Source organism: Salinivirga sp. (genome assembly GCF_035268865.1).
Lineage (GTDB): Bacteria > Bacteroidota > Bacteroidia > Bacteroidales > Salinivirgaceae > Salinivirga.
Genome location: NZ_DATFKB010000035.1, coordinates 1 through 15,488, shown reverse-complemented (window position 1 = coordinate 15,488; position 15,488 = coordinate 1). Strand labels below are relative to the sequence as shown.

Here is a 15,488-nt window from a genome sequence, read left to right as displayed (position 1 = left end):
GTATATCAAAGAAATAAAATCCATCGCTGTGAACACAGTCTGCATCTGGTCGCGTTTCTTTAATCTCTGTTGGTTTTGACCAATTTGCATTTTCTATATCTGAGATTAACTTATCGATTTCATCAATCAATTTATTATTTCCCCGATTCTTCCTCTTTAGCTTTACAAGTCTATTTTTCCTTAATAACTCCAAAATCAATTCGCTTTATATAACGCAAATATACGAATAATAGTTTCACATTCTATAGAACTTTTTGCTCCGTTTTATTCAAATCCTTGTGTAAATTTTCGCCCGCTGCTATGTTCGCTAACGGTCCGCTTAGTCGAGTAGACAAGGGGAAATTTCACCCCAGGTCTCTCACATGCTTACGCCGTAGCTTCAGCATAGGCGCCAGAACCGTATCCCGGTGAAATAATCGGGACAGGCTGTGATAGTTTCTCCGCCAGCTGGCGGACTCTTGTCATACATAAATCTGCAACAAGTTAAATAGAAAATCCTAATTCCCAATGATAGAATAAGTACGGAATTTGTTTCCTTACTGTCTTCAGCCATTTGTAGGCTTTGCGAAGACTATTCTTGTAGCGTTTGTACTTTCTACGTGCCCATCGCACCAGGCGTTTATGCAGCAATCGGAAGACTTTGTGGAGTTTCCAAATATTAAAGTGTCTGTAATAGTTGACCCAACCCCGTATTGATGGATTCATTTTCTGGGCAACTCCTACGATGCTGTTGCAGGTTTTGCTATTCTTTTTACCTGCTGCACTGTGGTGCAGATTCTTTGAATCGTTCAGTACAATGGCTATTAACCAAATCACCTTTAGGCGGTTTAGAGCCCTTTCCTGCAAAATGACTCTGGTGGGTCATCCGACCTTGTCAGACTCCTCCATCTCAACTAAAGCATAGCCTGTCCCGCTCTTGCGGGGCAACACTGTTTTACGCCGATGTGTCGCTTCTTGGTGCACTATGCGTAGTGCAGGGTTTCTAAGCACTTTATTGTCCACCGAAACCAAAGCTTGCTACGGAGCGAAAACCTTGCTGATAGCCGTTCACCCGCCATAAGCCATATGCGTTGTTATAGCTAGTTTTTTTATTCTACTTCAGTTCCATTTTCTGTCCGCTAAATATTTCTTTCAGTCCTTTTACAAGTCCAAATGTCAATGGAACCGCAATGACTGTTATTATAATGTTCTTGTATGGCATTTCTGATTCTTGAGTTAATCCAAGTATTCCAATGGTCAGAAGTGGAATTATTGTGAGTGTCATTCCGATATAGAAGAGTCGATTGTTCATTTTCCGAATTCCATAAATCACAAGTCCGAAAATTATCAATGCTGGTATCAACGCTAGAGTCGTGTTTATTCTTCTAGTTGTTGTAGCGTCCTTCATATGTTCAGTTGCCGATTCGACAATTCCACGTGTGACATCGTCCGAAACGTCTACTGGAATACCAACCCAAAGAACACCAATCCAAACTGTCAGGATCACTATCCAAAGTCCTACGGTAAGAAATTTAAGTATTCCTGTCATTTCGTTTTTTCAAATTAGCCCCAACGTTTGGCTATTGACTATATCCACGCAATTATTGCATTTAGCATTCCATTTCCCGGAGATAAGCGAACATTTGGTGTTCGGTTATCTGTTTTTACTAAACGTGCAATAAAACGCTAACGACTATTATCCAAATGTAACAAAGTTTGCTGTAAAGTCAATGGCTCTGAAAAAATATGTTATTCCCTTAACTTGAACCCTTGCTGAGATACAGTAAATTACCGAAATGTCGAACACTAAGCGATGCAAAAGGGCTGGCGGGAGTAAATGTTGTCAGGAAGCGTTAACAGCCATGCAATAGCATTGGTTTGATTTGCGGGATTCGACAAATTTTGCGTATTTTCGTCAAAATGCGTGCAATGGTGCAACACTTCAGGAAAAAAATCAGAAAAGCATTACAGGATCCATTCTGGCGCAATGTTGGCAGCCTGTTTAGTGGTACAGCAATCGGTCAGGCTTTGCCCATTCTCATTTTCCCCTTGCTTACACGCATATATCCAAAAATAATTTTCGACGTCTATTTCATTTATTCCAGCATAATTTTACTCACCAAAATCATTTCCAACCTGCAATACCATTATGCCCTGCTGCTTCCTAAAAAAGAGTCTGACGCAAGGGCGCTGTTGGCATTTAACACTTTTATCAGCCTTGGTGTATCCGTTTTACTTTTCCTCATCATATTGGCCATACACCCCGCTGTAAGCAAACTGATCGAAAACCCAAACCTGGCCGATTGGCTTTATTTTGTGCCCATCAGCACCTTTTTGTTGGGGCTTTTTGAAACTTTCATGTTTTATTTAAACCGGCTGAAAAAATATCGCCAAATAACTTATGGCCGTATTTCGAAAGGTGTGGTTTTAGTTGTAACACAAAGCCTGTTTGGTTTTTTAGGTTTTACTGCAGACGGATTGCTTTACGGACTTATCATTGCACAGGTTATAAGTGCAGCATTGCTGATTTTTTATACAATGAAAAACGACCCTGCCTGCTTTGTATATGCCAGGGGCGATATTGGCCGGTTAGCCCGCCGCTATAAAGACATGCCGCTGTACGATACTCTTATTAGTTTTTTGAATAACCTCTCCAGCCAGTTACCGGTATTCATGCTTACGCGCTTTTTTGGTGCCGGGGCTTCGGGTGATTTTGGTATGTCTAATAAAATTGTGAATACCCCAATGGGCATGGTGGCCAACTCTGTAGGTCAGGTTTTTTATCGCGAAACATCGGATATAATGCATGGCGGGCGCGATTTAAAGGCATTTGTTAAAAAGATGTACCGCAATATGTTCCGAATAGGGCTTATACCCTTTGCATTTTTACTCTTTACAGCCCCCTGGCTGTTCGATTTGGTCCTTTCAGATGATTATATGTCCACAGGTTTTATGACCCAGGTACTCGTGCCCTTTTACTTTATCAGTTTTATTAATAACCCGGCTACAAGCTTGCTGACGATGCTCAACAAACAAAAAGCCGGCACACTATACCAACTTGCACTTCTTATAGGTCGCATGCTGGCATTGGGTGCCGGAATATTATGGTTCGATCATGTTTTAATTACCGTCGGGCTGTTTAGCCTGGTAAGTATTGGTTTTAATGTATTCCTATATTTCTACCTGCTGCGCATAGCAACTAATCCCAATACAAATTATCATATCTGAAAATAATTCTCCGAAAAAGCGCCTCAGTTTAGCATCCACCCGATACATTAATTGTTTCCGTGGGAGTATCTGTTTGTTTTTGTGGTGCCTGCCCAGCCGCTTGCTGATTGGTGCGAATATAGTTTTGATAATTGTATTGCTTCTTTTCGGCACTGTAAAAACTGTGAACCGGATCAAATTCCTCAAGTACAAATTGCTTTATTGTTTGAAAATTCCCGGGCAAATAATTTACATTTTCAAACCCAAGTTGAAACAACATCAGCTTAGCTGCAGCGCTTGTTGCTTCTTGTTGGCCATATACCAACACTGGTTTTTTATTTATTTGCGAAAGGCCCGATTTTTTTAACAGTTCTGCATAAGGAATATTGACAGCCCCGGGAATATGATCTTTATCAAAAGCATATTTATCGCGAATATCAATGATTTGATATTGGTTTATTTGTTTGCTATTATACTTTTTGTAAAATGCAAGGTAACTCATCGCTGCCTTTTTAGCGTCGTGACTTACAGTCTCTTCTGCTGTGACATCATAATCAGCAGGAATCAGGCTGCGTATAATTGCACCTAATATGATGAGTGCAAATATTACAAGGCTGGTACTTCTTAGACTATTCATAATTTACATATTTTTTTATAAACATAATATCAGCACCCACCGCTGATCTGCACTGGTTGTTGCTTTTTCTGGGGTACCTCAACTTTTTTATCAGAAACGATCTTTTTAGCTTCGCCTTCTTTAAATACTTTAGCCGCTCTTTGACGGAATCGGTACTGATGGTGAATTTCCATCTTAATTACATCAGGGTCGGGCTTTGGCGCATAAAAAATATCGTTAATGAACTTATTTAAACCTCCATTGAGCACATAGTTATGCTGAAAGCCCATTCTGGTGACGATGAGCCATGCCTTTTCTGCCGTTACCCCGCCATTCGACACCAGGATGTTTTTACCCATTATATTGTTAAAAGTTTCTGCAAATTGAGCTTTAGTAATTTCGGGATAAGGAATATTTATGGCCCCGGGTAAATGAAACTGGTTAAAATCTGCTTCGCTGCGTACATCAATGATGTTTATATCATCAACTTCGTGCAAAATATTAAACGCAAGCTCTTCGCTACTTACTCTGTGGGCATCGTTAAGACTCTTTTGATACACCTTGCTTTCATCAAGTTCATTAAAAGTATTTACCGACTTACCGGGCATAAAAGCAATGGTAACAGCAATGGCAAACAATAAAAGTACTTCCAGTCCATAGCCCTCGTATTTTACATCGGCCGGTTTTAATGCTTCGTTGCTTACTTTACTTTCAAGGAAACCTGCAATGGCAAAAGCAAAAAGTGCGATAATAATTAGCCAGAATACAAATGTGCCTTTGTCCAATCCGATCAGGGTATATATTTTTTCGCGATCAAAATAGTGGCCTGAAAACAGCCCATCAAAAGTTCCGTAAAACTCGCCAAAAATAAACACACCAATAAAAAGACCTCCAATAAAAACAAGCGCATCAACTTTACCGATTGATCCTGCAGCTACACTGGTGCCCGGGCAAAATCCACCCAGCAAAAAGCCAACCCCCATAATTGCTCCACCAACAAGCGTGCTGTTTAAAAAATTGGAATGTACAAAAATCACTGAAGTATCTAATAAACCGAAAAAGTCCATAAAAATGATACCAATGATCGCTGTAATGGCCGCTGTAAAGAATACTTTCAGCACAACAAAGTCGTATCCGAAGAATGTACCAACAAGTTTTCGCGACGATGAGAAACCTGCCTGTTCCAGAATCATTCCAAAGCCTAAACCAATTAAAAAAATGATCGGCATTGTCCATTCCGGGTTTATAATTCCATAAGGTATTAATGGTCCCATATTATAAATTTATTTCCAAAGACGTTTAAAAAATATTGATACAATAAAGCCTACTCCAAAAATGGCCAGCATGGCTATAAAACCAGATGCCGACAGGGCCGCCATACCGCTCAATGCCGCACCGCTGGTGCACCCTTTGGCAAGCTGCGATCCGATTCCGAACAGTACTCCACCGGTTAGCGCAAACAGTAGCCTGGTCGCGTTGCCAATGCGTGGTCCTTTCTCTATTTTAAATCCTAACCTGTCTGATACAGCGCCTGAAATAAAACCACCGATCACCATGCCCATAAACATAAAAACAATCCAGTTATCCCACATGCTGTAATCTTCTCCGGCATAGGGTGCATAAAAGCTATTATCTGCTGTGTGTGCAGGCGCTACCTCATCTACTGCAGCAACCGTAAATTGCTTAACAGCGCCACTTGCGCCCAAACCATGCCCCGCAATATAAAAAGTGGCCAACAGGAGCAATCCTAAGGACACTCCTGCCAGGTATGGGTTCATGTATTTTTTTCCTTGTTGACTCATACTAGTTTTATTTTAGCATCCACCCGAAACACTGACGGTAGATTCTGATTTCTCTTCTTTCTTTGCTTTTGGCCTGGTCTGCGATTGGTCTTTACTTGTTGGATAATCCATTACCTGCTTTTCGGTAAAGGCATGACCAATTTCATTAACCAACATATCATGCATAAAGCCATTTGCACCGTATAGCAGTGTCCTGGCCTCATACCCTATCAATGCTAAATATGCGGTAACATAAGCACTGTGCTGGCCTGTAAAACAATAAGGAACAACAGGTTTATCAACGGGCAATGTTTGAAGATACGACGCCCTGTCTAATGATTTTTTTGGCGTATACTGTATGGCTCCGGGAATATGTCCTTTTTTATAAAACTTTTCCGGCCAGTAGTTGATTATATAAAATGATTCAGGTTGTTCAAACAGTACATTATTCTTGACTGCATAATGACGAAAACCATTTTTAAACATTTTATGCGCTCTCTTACGAATTATATTGTAAGCCATGCTGTCTTCGGACATAATTTTAGGATATTCTCCAAATTCAGCTTTTGGTTTACTTTCTGTTGTAATGGCATCCAAATATTTGTTACTGGTCTTTTTGGACCACTTCATGTCAGCAAATTTCTTTTTCCACGAACTCATACCCCATTTAAGCGAATAAACATTGTCGTAGCCCAAAAGCCTCAACAAGCTTGTAGCAAAGCCGGCAGATTGGCCCGAATAACATGCGATTGCTATCACATCAAATGAAGCAGGGTCAATATTCTTTTCAAAATAATTTAACAGGTTGCTATATTTAACATTTACAGCTCCCGCAATATGTCCATCCTGGTAATGAGGCTCTTTGCGAATATCAATTACCAGTGTATTGCGATCCAAAAGCCCATAAAGCTTTTTTGCGCTTATAATTGATGGTATGGAAGCACTGTTTATATAATTTCCGTTACTTTCCAGATAGCTCATCACAATACTGAACCGGTCAGCTGATTCAGCACTATTGTCTTTTGATTTGTTTTCGGTCTGACATGCCGCAAAAGCAGCAATAATCAGTATGAATATGAATAGTTTCTTCATGGTATTATGATTTAGAATTATTTTCCTCAGTTTTTGCTTCTGTTTCTGTGCCCGAGACCATATCTTCACCTTCCTCTTCGAGCTCTTCATAACCTGTAATCATTGCTTTTAAGTTCGATGTTACTGTATGGCCTGTAGTAATAAGGTAAAGGTGTACAACTAAAAAGGCCAGCAGCAGAAAGGCGCCAAAAGTATGCAGATAAGCTATATTTTCAAGCCCGTCCACATTTATATATTCAATATCGCCCTTTTGCGGGTAACGGTAAAACAAAAACAACAATCCGGAAACAACCATCAAAGGAATTATAAAAACCTTCAATCCCAGATAAACCAGCCTTTGTAGTGGATTAAGTTTGCTAAGGGTAGTTTTTCGTGTCGGGTGCGGTGCATTCTGAAATATTCCGGTAATATAGTAACGTATTTGGGCCTGGAGATTTTTAGTTGTGGGTAAATACTGTTTCCATTCACCGGTTGTAAAGTGCCAAAAAATGGTGAAAACAATCAGAATAATGAAAGCAATTGCAGCAACATTATGATACTTTACCGCCAGCTCAAAACCAAATAAATCCAGCGAGCCATGTATTTCGAAGCCTGTAATGGCGAGAAAAATAATTAACATGGCCTGGGACCAGTGCCAAAAACGTTCAAAACTTTTATAGATATATACTTTTTTCATTTTTTATGCCTTTCAGGTTATTGCCTAATGATTTTGTTTTCTATTTATTGCAATTCGAATTCCTCCATGCACAATTACCCCTGCCAGGGAACCCAGTACCAGTATCCATCCGATTAAATCGAGCATGTTATTTCGGTCTCTTCCGGGCATATAGAAACCACTCAGCCCTGCCATACGGCTATTATCACGGTTATGGCATTCTGCACATGAAACCGATTTGGTGGCAGGCGATACCATGTGGTTCAATGGAAGATACATTTCTGTCTCAACAAATTCGTATTCACCGCTATATGGCAGGCCAATGTATTCCATACCTGCTTTAAGCGAAGCATCCCAGTCAAAATCGACCCACAAAGCACCATTTCCCGGTTCAGGATCCCACAGTTTAGCCTGCAGTATACGTTTTTGCTGGGGATCATAAGGTTGTTTGCCCCGGTGAATTTTCACCGGCCAAATTTTCGATTCTCTGTCGTCATAAGAACCAAAAAGTGTATTGATTTGTACAGGGAAAGTATCAACGACATCGGTTAATAAATAATGATCTGCTGTTCCGTTAAAGAACTTATAATCGGGTTTTACATTTCGTTTCCATGTAAAACTACCCTTAATTGAAAGATAGGCTTTATTGCCCATTGAATCGAGTTCATAGTATGGATTACCATCTTTTAAATCGCAAGCTGTAGACCAATCCCAATACATTTTAGTTGCATTTACCTTGGCATATTCAGGTATATGACAGGTCTGGCAAGCTACTTTAATAGTATGCTCATTTATAATGTCGTCTTCGTGTGGTCGGTCATTGTGACATTGCTCGCAGGTTGCCCGGTTATAATCCCTGGATGAAATACCATAATAACGACCTTTCATTACATGATTCTCAGCACTGTGACAGTCCACACATTCCATGTCAAGACCATTTTGAGCCATATGTACATCCACATCTTTTGTTGTATTTAATAAGGCCTTTTCAAGTTGCCCGTGCTTTACATTATTTCCGCCAGCACTGTAAAAATGGCACACACCGCAATTTTGCTTGTTTGGCCTGCCAATATGGTGGGCTATAGCACCATAATCTGGAGCATTTTCTCCCATTGCCGGATATCCTGCGCTACCCTTGGCTTTTTTATAGATCCCACTATTATCATGACATACCAGGCAATCTACATTCTTTTCATTATGAAAATTATACGTTGTATCATAGTACCCAAATCCAGCATGGCAACGCGTACATGTCTGTTCACTTCCGGCTATACCAGTACAAAAGTTATTGATCAAATTATTTTTACCCAGATAAACAACACCTCTGCCGGGTATAAACGTCTCTCTTTCCCAATTAAAATGTGAACTTTTAAGTAACTCCTGCCCCCGCTCAGTATGACATGACAAACATGCCTCAGTTACTTCATGTGGAGTTTCAAAATCTTGCTGCAAAACAGCAAACTCAGCATGATCTACTGATGACTGAGGAACCTGTGCATATGCTTCTTGCAATTCTTCAAGGTTACCTTCATTCTTAATATTCTGATAGTTGTAGATTAATACCGCAATTATTATTTGCGGTACTAGAACAATGAATAAAATATGGATTAGTTTTTTCATTGGATAACTGCTTTAATTCAATTTTCAATTTTTAAAAATACAAGCATGAAATTTCAATAAGATTTTCTGTAATATTTTTGTTATATCAAATATACTGCGTAAAAGCGAATCTAAAAAACGGATATTTGGATATTAATATACTATATGCAACCAAACCGATTTAAATATGCGGGTTTCGAAATATGTAGAGATATAAAAATAACAGTAATTTTTACTTAATCTAAAAAAGCTCGTTATCCTAATATACAGTTGGTGCAGGTTGAAAGGAGTAATCAGCCCTTTGACTAAGTGAAAATTGCATTAGCTTTCAGAAAACATTATCTTTGTTTTTATAGAAAATAAATAATCAATGAAGGCTTTACTGGTTTTTCTAATTGTATTATCGGGCACTGCAATCCAGGCGCAAAAGATGTACAAAAACAAACTCGAGAATTGCTCGCCCCAATTTCAGCTCGAAGACAAATCCATAACATTAGAATATACAAAAGGGGATAGTTTACTGATCATGGACATTATGAATGGGGCTGAAAAAAAACACATCCAAAGACTTAAAGGCATTCTGGCACTTCAAATCATTCTTGATTCGGCAGGAAACAGCTGCCTGGTAAGTTATGATCATAGATTCAATATGATTCGAAAGCCTTTTGATATAGTGGAAAATGTTAATGGGCTAGAAGCCTGGGAAGGCACCGGCAATAATACCTACCGTAGTATTTTTATGAAAATTTATTTCGAGAAAAAACAAATAAGAATGCAAAGGCTTGGGTATAACAGAAACACGGGCTGGACAATTCTCCTAATGAAAACATTCATGAAAGAAGAAGAGTTGGAGGATGTAAAAAGTAGCACGAAAAATAAAAAAGACAATGAATAATAATCTTTTTTGCGTAATTATGGCAGGAGGTATTGACAGACGATTCTGGCCATTAAGCAGACAAAATCGCCCCAAACAATTTATCGACTTGTTAGACACGGGTTCTACGCTACTCCAGATGACATACAACAGAATGGCAAAAGTTTGCCCCAAAGAAAACATATTTATTGTCACCGGCTTTCTATTCAAAAACCTTGTTCAAGAACAAATTCCAGAGATTAATGATAGTCAGACCCTTGTTGAACCCACAAGACGCAACACAGCACCATGTATTGCTTTTGCCAATGAGCGAATTAGAGCTATCAATCCGGAAGCCTCAATTATTGTAACCCCGGCTGACCATCTGATTCTAAATGAAGAGAAATTTGTTAAAGTAATTAATGACGGAATAGACTTTATTGAAAAGGAAGATGCGTTACTATCAATTGGCATAAATCCCTCCAGAGCGGAAACGAATTATGGTTATATTCAAATTGAAGATACGTCACAAAACGAAGGAATAGCAAAAGTTAAAAATTTCACAGAAAAACCTGATAAGGAGTTGGCTAAGTTCTTTATTGAGAGTGGCGAATTTTTCTGGAATGCCGGTATTTACATGTGGAAATTAAAAGATATTACATACGCTTTTGAACTCCACCTACCTGAAATACAAGAGCTTTTTGCTGAGAACAGGGAAGTATATAATACTAAGGAAGAGGAAAATTTTATTAGCAGAATTTATTCCGGGTGCAAAAACATATCGATTGACTACGGAATAATGGAAAAGGCCGAAAATGTATATGTATATTGTGCAGATTTTGGCTGGTCGGACCTGGGCACGTGGAGCAATCTTTTCGATAATAAAGAAAAAAACGATGATCACAACGTCACAAATCATCAAAACATACTCACATACGACACACACAACACACTGATAACTACCACAGATAATAAAATTACAGCCATTCAGGGTTTAGAAGATTATGTGGTTGCCGAGACTTATGATTCTTTATTAATATGTAAACGGTCTGAGGAAGATAAGATTCGGGAAATTGTAAATGATATTAAGTTTAAAAAAGGAGAGGAAAATATATAAAAAAAGGCCCGTACAGGGCCTTTTTTAAGCTTTGATATATTCTAATATGACCAGAGATCCTGCTCATAATTAAACATCTCTTTTTTAATTTTTTGTGCTTCCCACAATGCCATGCGGCCATCACGGTATTCTGCAATACGCCTATCTTCATATACATTCGATTCTTTCACAATATAGCTATCAAAAAATCTTTTGAAGAAAATATCATCGTACGTACGTCGTTTTGCATCATTAAAACGATTAAATACCTCATGATTGGCTAAAATTGGCCTTACGGCAGGGAAATATGCCCAAAATAAACGTATTTTTTGCAGTTCGCCTGTATTTGGATCCTCGGTGAAACGTATAGGCATGATTCCCAGGATGCGTACTTCCATTTTGGAGCGTTGCCTGTCAAAAAACCACTCCTCTTTTAGCCAAATTTGTTTTACCTCTGCATAATTAATTGGCTGATAAAACTCTTTAACTATCTCGGTTCCATCATCCTGCACAATCTTACGCTCTTGTGTCCCTGCATCAAATTTTCCTTCGATTTCAGAGGTGGTAAGAATTGTTGTGAAACGATCGTTTTCATCAGCATCATATAATACAACTCCTTCATGGGTTTGTCCATAAACCAGTAGGTTTGTAAGGTTCATACGCTCATTGATACGATTGATCGGATAATAAAAATGGAAATTCATTTTTTGACGTAAATCGATACAGCGCCATACGCGTTTTTTCCACATCACGTCGGCTTCGCGCAATTGTGCATATGGAACAGGACGTCTGCTAGGCACATGTTCTTTCTCATAAATACCGTCAAGAACCTGTGCTTTTGCCTCATTTGTAGGCAATAAAGAAAATAACAAGGCAAATGTAAATGAGAAAAGCACTAATTTTTTCATGTGTTTATCGTTTAATTTTTAATTTTCTTTAACTATTTTCATATTATTTAATAGTGAAGACCATGGGACTCAACTCCTTAATACCATCAGGTCCTTCAGCTTTAATATCTTCAAAAGTAATTTTCTGATTACGACTGGCTTTCTGAATCATCTGTGTTACAGCTTGATTAAAACGTGCTCCGTTGATTTCTTCATCAACCGTAAATCCTTCATCTGTAGTGCTGACTGTAAAACTTATAACTTTATAATTAATATCTTCCATTATAAAGCCTTCAAGTTTGGCATCAACACGGTCTGCAAAGCCCAGCTCTCCTTTTGCAATATCTCCAAATTTAACGTTAATGGGCTGCAATACAGGAGTTGGTGGTGGAATTTGCTTCACACTAAAGGTACTACTACCTATCAATTTTCTCTGGTTATCGATATCAGCATAAAGGCTCACCTTAATTTTTCCACCCTTTTTACTTGGTTTCACAGCATAACCACCCCTATGGGATACAATTCGTGCGTTAGTAGCTGTCGGCTTTAATTGATCTTTCCGCAGACCAGGAACTGAAACTTCCAAAGGATTCGCAACCCCATAATAGAAAACCCGGTTTGCACTTGCACTAATAATAGCTGTGGGAACTTCTACTTTATATTGTGCCTCAAAGGGGAACTGCTGTATTGAACCATCCGGGGCCCGCATAGCTATAAGACCACCCCATTCTTTGTCCCCTCTGGTATTTGTTCTTGTCTTATAAATTCCGCGCCCATTTTTTATTTCAAGCGAATCATAGCTTCCAACCATACTGTATTTTCCATCTTCATTCTGCTGGTAATCGCCGATATAAATACTGGGTTTTTGGGTAGTATCCTGAGCGGCAATAAATACCTCGGCCTCATATTCAGTACCTTTAAGCACATAATTACTCTTTGTAGGCAGCACAACTGGTTCAAGATCATTAAACTTAAAATCCTGAGCACTTATTTGCCCGTAAAAGTAACGTAAAATGTCTGCTTCGGCATTACGAATATCTGACTGTGTTTTGGTTAACATAGTTAATACGGCAGCAAGCGGCATATGGGAAAAATGGTGAGAAGTCCAGGAAACCTGAGCACCTTCTTCTGCCGGCGGATCATCGGTATTTAAATTCTTATTAATAGACTTTCTAATAAAAGTATGGCTCGGATCTGTGTTTTCGAGCAAAAACTCACGAAACTTAATAATTTTCTCTTTAAGGACGGGTCCTCGACCTTTGACGACCATAACTTCACCACCAACGTCAAGATTGTCTTTTGCTTCTATTTTTTCGGCAATGATATCACCATCTTCAGTGATAGCTGGAGCATCATCTCCATCAGCAGCCTGTACTACCTCAACTTTCAACTCTTTTATGTATTCATTGATTTCATTAGACTTTGCCTTAACCTGATTGGCGAGATCTCTCCACTTACCAACCTTTTCCTCGTTCATTGAGGCTTGTTTCTCGAAATCATCATAAATACTTTTATTTTTTTCAGTAAAATTATCTACTGTTGCGGAAAGGCTATCGTTTACAAGTACAAAAGAGTGCAAAACTTCCTTTGAAACATTCAGTGCAAGCATTGCCGTGAGGAATAAATACATCATTCCTATCATCTTCTGCCGGGGAGTTTCTTTGCCACCTGCCATAATACAATAAGCTTATTCGTTTACGTTAAGATTGAATGATGATAACATATTACCATAAACATTATTCAATGCGGCAAGATTATCATTTAATTTATTCAATTCTTCTTTATATTTTTGAGTGTCACCAACTGCAGCACTCATGTTTTCTATTGCCTGATTAGCTTTACTATAAAGCTCCTGAGATTGCTCATTCTGTTGATTCAGATTTTGCATTTGCAGTTCATATATTGAATTTAAGGCAGTAAGATGTTTATTTTGAACATCTATCTGTTCAATATAGGACTGATTTCCTGATTTCAGGTTTTGCATACTGGATTCCATCTCAGAAATGAGCTGCTGGTAGCTTTGACTCAATACACTACCTGTCTCATTAGCTGCATTTAATAAATGCTGGCCAGCTTTCTCGGCATTTTGGGCAAGATTTTCGGAGCTCGATTTAGCAGCATCAGAGAAGCCATCAAATGATTGCTCAATTTTTGCTGCACTGTTTTTCGAGGCCTCCGTAAAGGAATGCTTAATAGTTTCAGCACTTTCTTTTGCTGCACTGGATAAATCATCACCTGTTTGTTCCATTTTCTCGGCAGCTTTCAATGAAGCTTCACTCATTGAGCTGCTAGAGCTTTGAACCACATCACTTGATGAATTAAATGTTTCAGATAGCTGACGTGCTGATTCTGATGCATTATTCATATTCGCAGCATAATTTTCATTGGCAGCAACAACATCCTGCATTTTATTCAGGTCTTCTGCAGTATTTGAAAGCCTTTGTATTCCTTCACCCATTTTAACAAAGAGGTCCGGCCCGAGTTCTGCTTTTTCAAGTAGCTCATCAAATCGCTCAAGCGCATATGTTCTTTGTCCACCTGCAGGCGGGTAGCCTCCTCCTGCCGGAACTCCACCCTGCGGCTGTGCTTCGCCACTCCCTTGAGGAGCAGTAGCTTGCTGTGCGGGTGCAGCTTGTGTAGGAGCTGGTGGTGCTTCTGAAACATTAAACAATCTGCTATCACGTTGGATACCATAATCCTGACGGGGCAAATCATCGTCCAGATCATTAGTCATTCCAGCCAATTCAGGATAAACCAGTGTCCAGTCCGGTTCTTCATGTAAAGGCTCGAAAGCAGACAAGAAGAAAATCAAAACCTCAGTACTCATACCTGCTACAAGCATAGCGCCTGCGCCAGGGTAGTGCTGGATTTTGAATAATGCACCGGCTAGCACTATAGATGCGCCCCAGCCGTATACATATTTCATTATTGTCTTATACGTTTTACTTTCAACAAATTCCGATAATGTCATAACCTAAAATTTAGTAAACATTAGAACTAGGGGCGTCTTGACCACTACCCATATATGAGCGCACACATCTAAAACCGATGTATGATTTTGCTGTATCCTGATATTCGTAGGCACGTGTTCCGTTTTGCAAATAATATCCAATATCTTTCCATGAACCACCTCTTACTACTTTACGTTTTAACACTGGCGGATCACTATCCAAGGCTCTGTATTCATATTCCGGATCCATATCGTGAGTAAATGTGTAGGCCGATTCGTCAAAGGCGTTACGAGTCCATTCTGCAACATTACCAGCCATATCATATAGTCCAAAATCATTAGGGTTATAGGCAGCTACTTCGTGGGTGCGGAGTGCTCCATCTTCTGTATAATCACCGCGCAGTGGTTTGAAGTTTGCAAGGAAGCAACCCTCTCCATCTCTGGTATAGTATCCTCCCCATGGATATGGAACAAGATCTAAACCTCCTCTGGCGGCTCTTTCCCATTGGGCTTCAGTTGGCAGTTGATAATCCTGGACACTAGGCTCACCTCTGCGTGATTGTGCCGCATTAAGTATATTCGTTCTCCAGACGGCAAAAGCTTTGGCTTGAATCCAATTTACGCCAACAACAGGATAATTATCATATGTAGGATGATAAAAGTAAGAATTGGCCATTGGTTCGTTGTAAGAGTATGAAAAATCACTGATCCAAACCAATGTATCCGGATATATTGGGGTAGACTCTTCCATAATAAATGAGGACCTGTCCTGC

16 protein-coding genes are annotated in these 15,488 nt (G+C 39.3%); 3 read left to right on the top strand and 13 right to left on the bottom strand.

The features are described from left to right. From VJ937_RS02500 to VJ937_RS02490, 3 genes are all read right to left on the bottom strand, one after another. Positions 1-193: type II toxin-antitoxin system HigB family toxin (locus VJ937_RS02500; RefSeq protein WP_324065331.1), on the bottom strand; the 193-nt coding region annotated here is incomplete at its 3' end. A 290-nt stretch (positions 194-483) separates the two neighbouring features. Beyond that, a complete protein-coding gene (locus VJ937_RS02495; protein WP_324065330.1) occupies positions 484-816 on the bottom strand; it encodes a group II intron maturase-specific domain-containing protein in 333 nt (110 codons plus the stop codon). A gap of 277 nt (positions 817-1,093) precedes the next feature. Continuing rightward, the gene (locus VJ937_RS02490) at positions 1,094-1,528 is read right to left on the bottom strand and encodes a hypothetical protein (RefSeq protein ID WP_324065329.1); all 435 of its coding nucleotides are present in this window, start codon (positions 1,526-1,528) and stop codon (positions 1,094-1,096) included. A 380-nt stretch (positions 1,529-1,908) separates the two neighbouring features. Between VJ937_RS02490 and VJ937_RS02485 the strand changes: the two genes are divergently transcribed. Beyond that, positions 1,909-3,207, top strand: a complete 1,299-nt coding sequence (locus tag VJ937_RS02485) for a lipopolysaccharide biosynthesis protein (RefSeq protein ID WP_324065328.1) — start codon at positions 1,909-1,911, stop codon at positions 3,205-3,207. Between the two features lie 28 nt (positions 3,208-3,235). On the opposite strand, the gene VJ937_RS02480 is transcribed toward VJ937_RS02485, so the two are convergent. Genes VJ937_RS02480 through VJ937_RS02455 form a run of 6 tightly spaced genes read right to left on the bottom strand, consistent with a single transcriptional unit; the run spans position 3,236 to position 8,950 of the window. After that, on the bottom strand, positions 3,236-3,823 hold the full coding sequence (locus VJ937_RS02480) for a rhodanese-like domain-containing protein (RefSeq protein ID WP_324065327.1): 588 nt from the start codon (positions 3,821-3,823) through the stop codon (positions 3,236-3,238). A gap of 29 nt (positions 3,824-3,852) precedes the next feature. Beyond that, positions 3,853-5,076, bottom strand: a complete 1,224-nt coding sequence (locus tag VJ937_RS02475) for a rhodanese-like domain-containing protein (protein ID WP_324065326.1) — start codon at positions 5,074-5,076, stop codon at positions 3,853-3,855. Between the two features lie 9 nt (positions 5,077-5,085). Next, positions 5,086-5,604, bottom strand: coding sequence for a YeeE/YedE thiosulfate transporter family protein (locus VJ937_RS02470; protein WP_324065325.1), 519 nt, complete (start codon positions 5,602-5,604; stop codon positions 5,086-5,088). A gap of 12 nt (positions 5,605-5,616) precedes the next feature. Then, positions 5,617-6,675, bottom strand: a complete 1,059-nt coding sequence (locus VJ937_RS02465) for a rhodanese-like domain-containing protein (RefSeq protein ID WP_057953488.1) — start codon at positions 6,673-6,675, stop codon at positions 5,617-5,619. Positions 6,676-6,679: 4 nt separating this feature from the next. Continuing rightward, complete coding sequence (locus VJ937_RS02460) at positions 6,680-7,351, bottom strand: cytochrome b/b6 domain-containing protein (RefSeq protein ID WP_057953487.1); 672 nt, start codon at positions 7,349-7,351, stop codon at positions 6,680-6,682. A 24-nt stretch (positions 7,352-7,375) separates the two neighbouring features. Continuing rightward, entirely contained in the window at positions 7,376-8,950 is a 1,575-nt protein-coding gene (locus VJ937_RS02455) for a tetrathionate reductase family octaheme c-type cytochrome (RefSeq protein ID WP_324065324.1), read from the bottom strand. A gap of 349 nt (positions 8,951-9,299) precedes the next feature. On the opposite strand from VJ937_RS02455, the gene VJ937_RS02450 reads away from it, so the two are divergent. Continuing rightward, positions 9,300-9,824: a hypothetical protein gene (locus tag VJ937_RS02450; protein WP_324065323.1), complete on the top strand. Its 525-nt coding sequence runs from the start codon at positions 9,300-9,302 to the stop codon at positions 9,822-9,824. Next, positions 9,817-10,899 (top strand): mannose-1-phosphate guanylyltransferase, encoded by a 1,083-nt coding sequence (locus VJ937_RS02445; protein WP_324065322.1) that lies wholly within the window; start codon positions 9,817-9,819, stop codon positions 10,897-10,899. Before VJ937_RS02450 ends, VJ937_RS02445 begins: the two co-directional genes overlap by 8 nt. A 41-nt stretch (positions 10,900-10,940) precedes the next feature. On the opposite strand, the gene gldN is transcribed toward VJ937_RS02445, so the two are convergent. The 4 genes from gldN to VJ937_RS02425 all read right to left on the bottom strand — a co-directional run. Beyond that, positions 10,941-11,786 carry a gliding motility protein GldN gene (gldN, locus tag VJ937_RS02440; RefSeq protein WP_324065321.1) on the bottom strand — a complete coding sequence of 282 codons (846 nt, stop codon included), beginning with the start codon at positions 11,784-11,786 and terminating at the stop codon, positions 10,941-10,943. Positions 11,787-11,829: 43 nt separating this feature from the next. Then, positions 11,830-13,440 (bottom strand): gliding motility protein GldM, encoded by a 1,611-nt coding sequence (gene gldM / locus VJ937_RS02435; protein ID WP_324065320.1) that lies wholly within the window; start codon positions 13,438-13,440, stop codon positions 11,830-11,832. 12 nt (positions 13,441-13,452) lie between these two features. Continuing rightward, positions 13,453-14,736: a gliding motility protein GldL gene (gene gldL, locus VJ937_RS02430; RefSeq protein WP_324065319.1), complete on the bottom strand. Its 1,284-nt coding sequence runs from the start codon at positions 14,734-14,736 to the stop codon at positions 13,453-13,455. Between the two features lie 10 nt (positions 14,737-14,746). Further along, positions 14,747-15,488 (bottom strand): SUMF1/EgtB/PvdO family nonheme iron enzyme (locus VJ937_RS02425; RefSeq protein ID WP_324065318.1); only part of this gene is annotated, 742 nt, incomplete at its 5' end.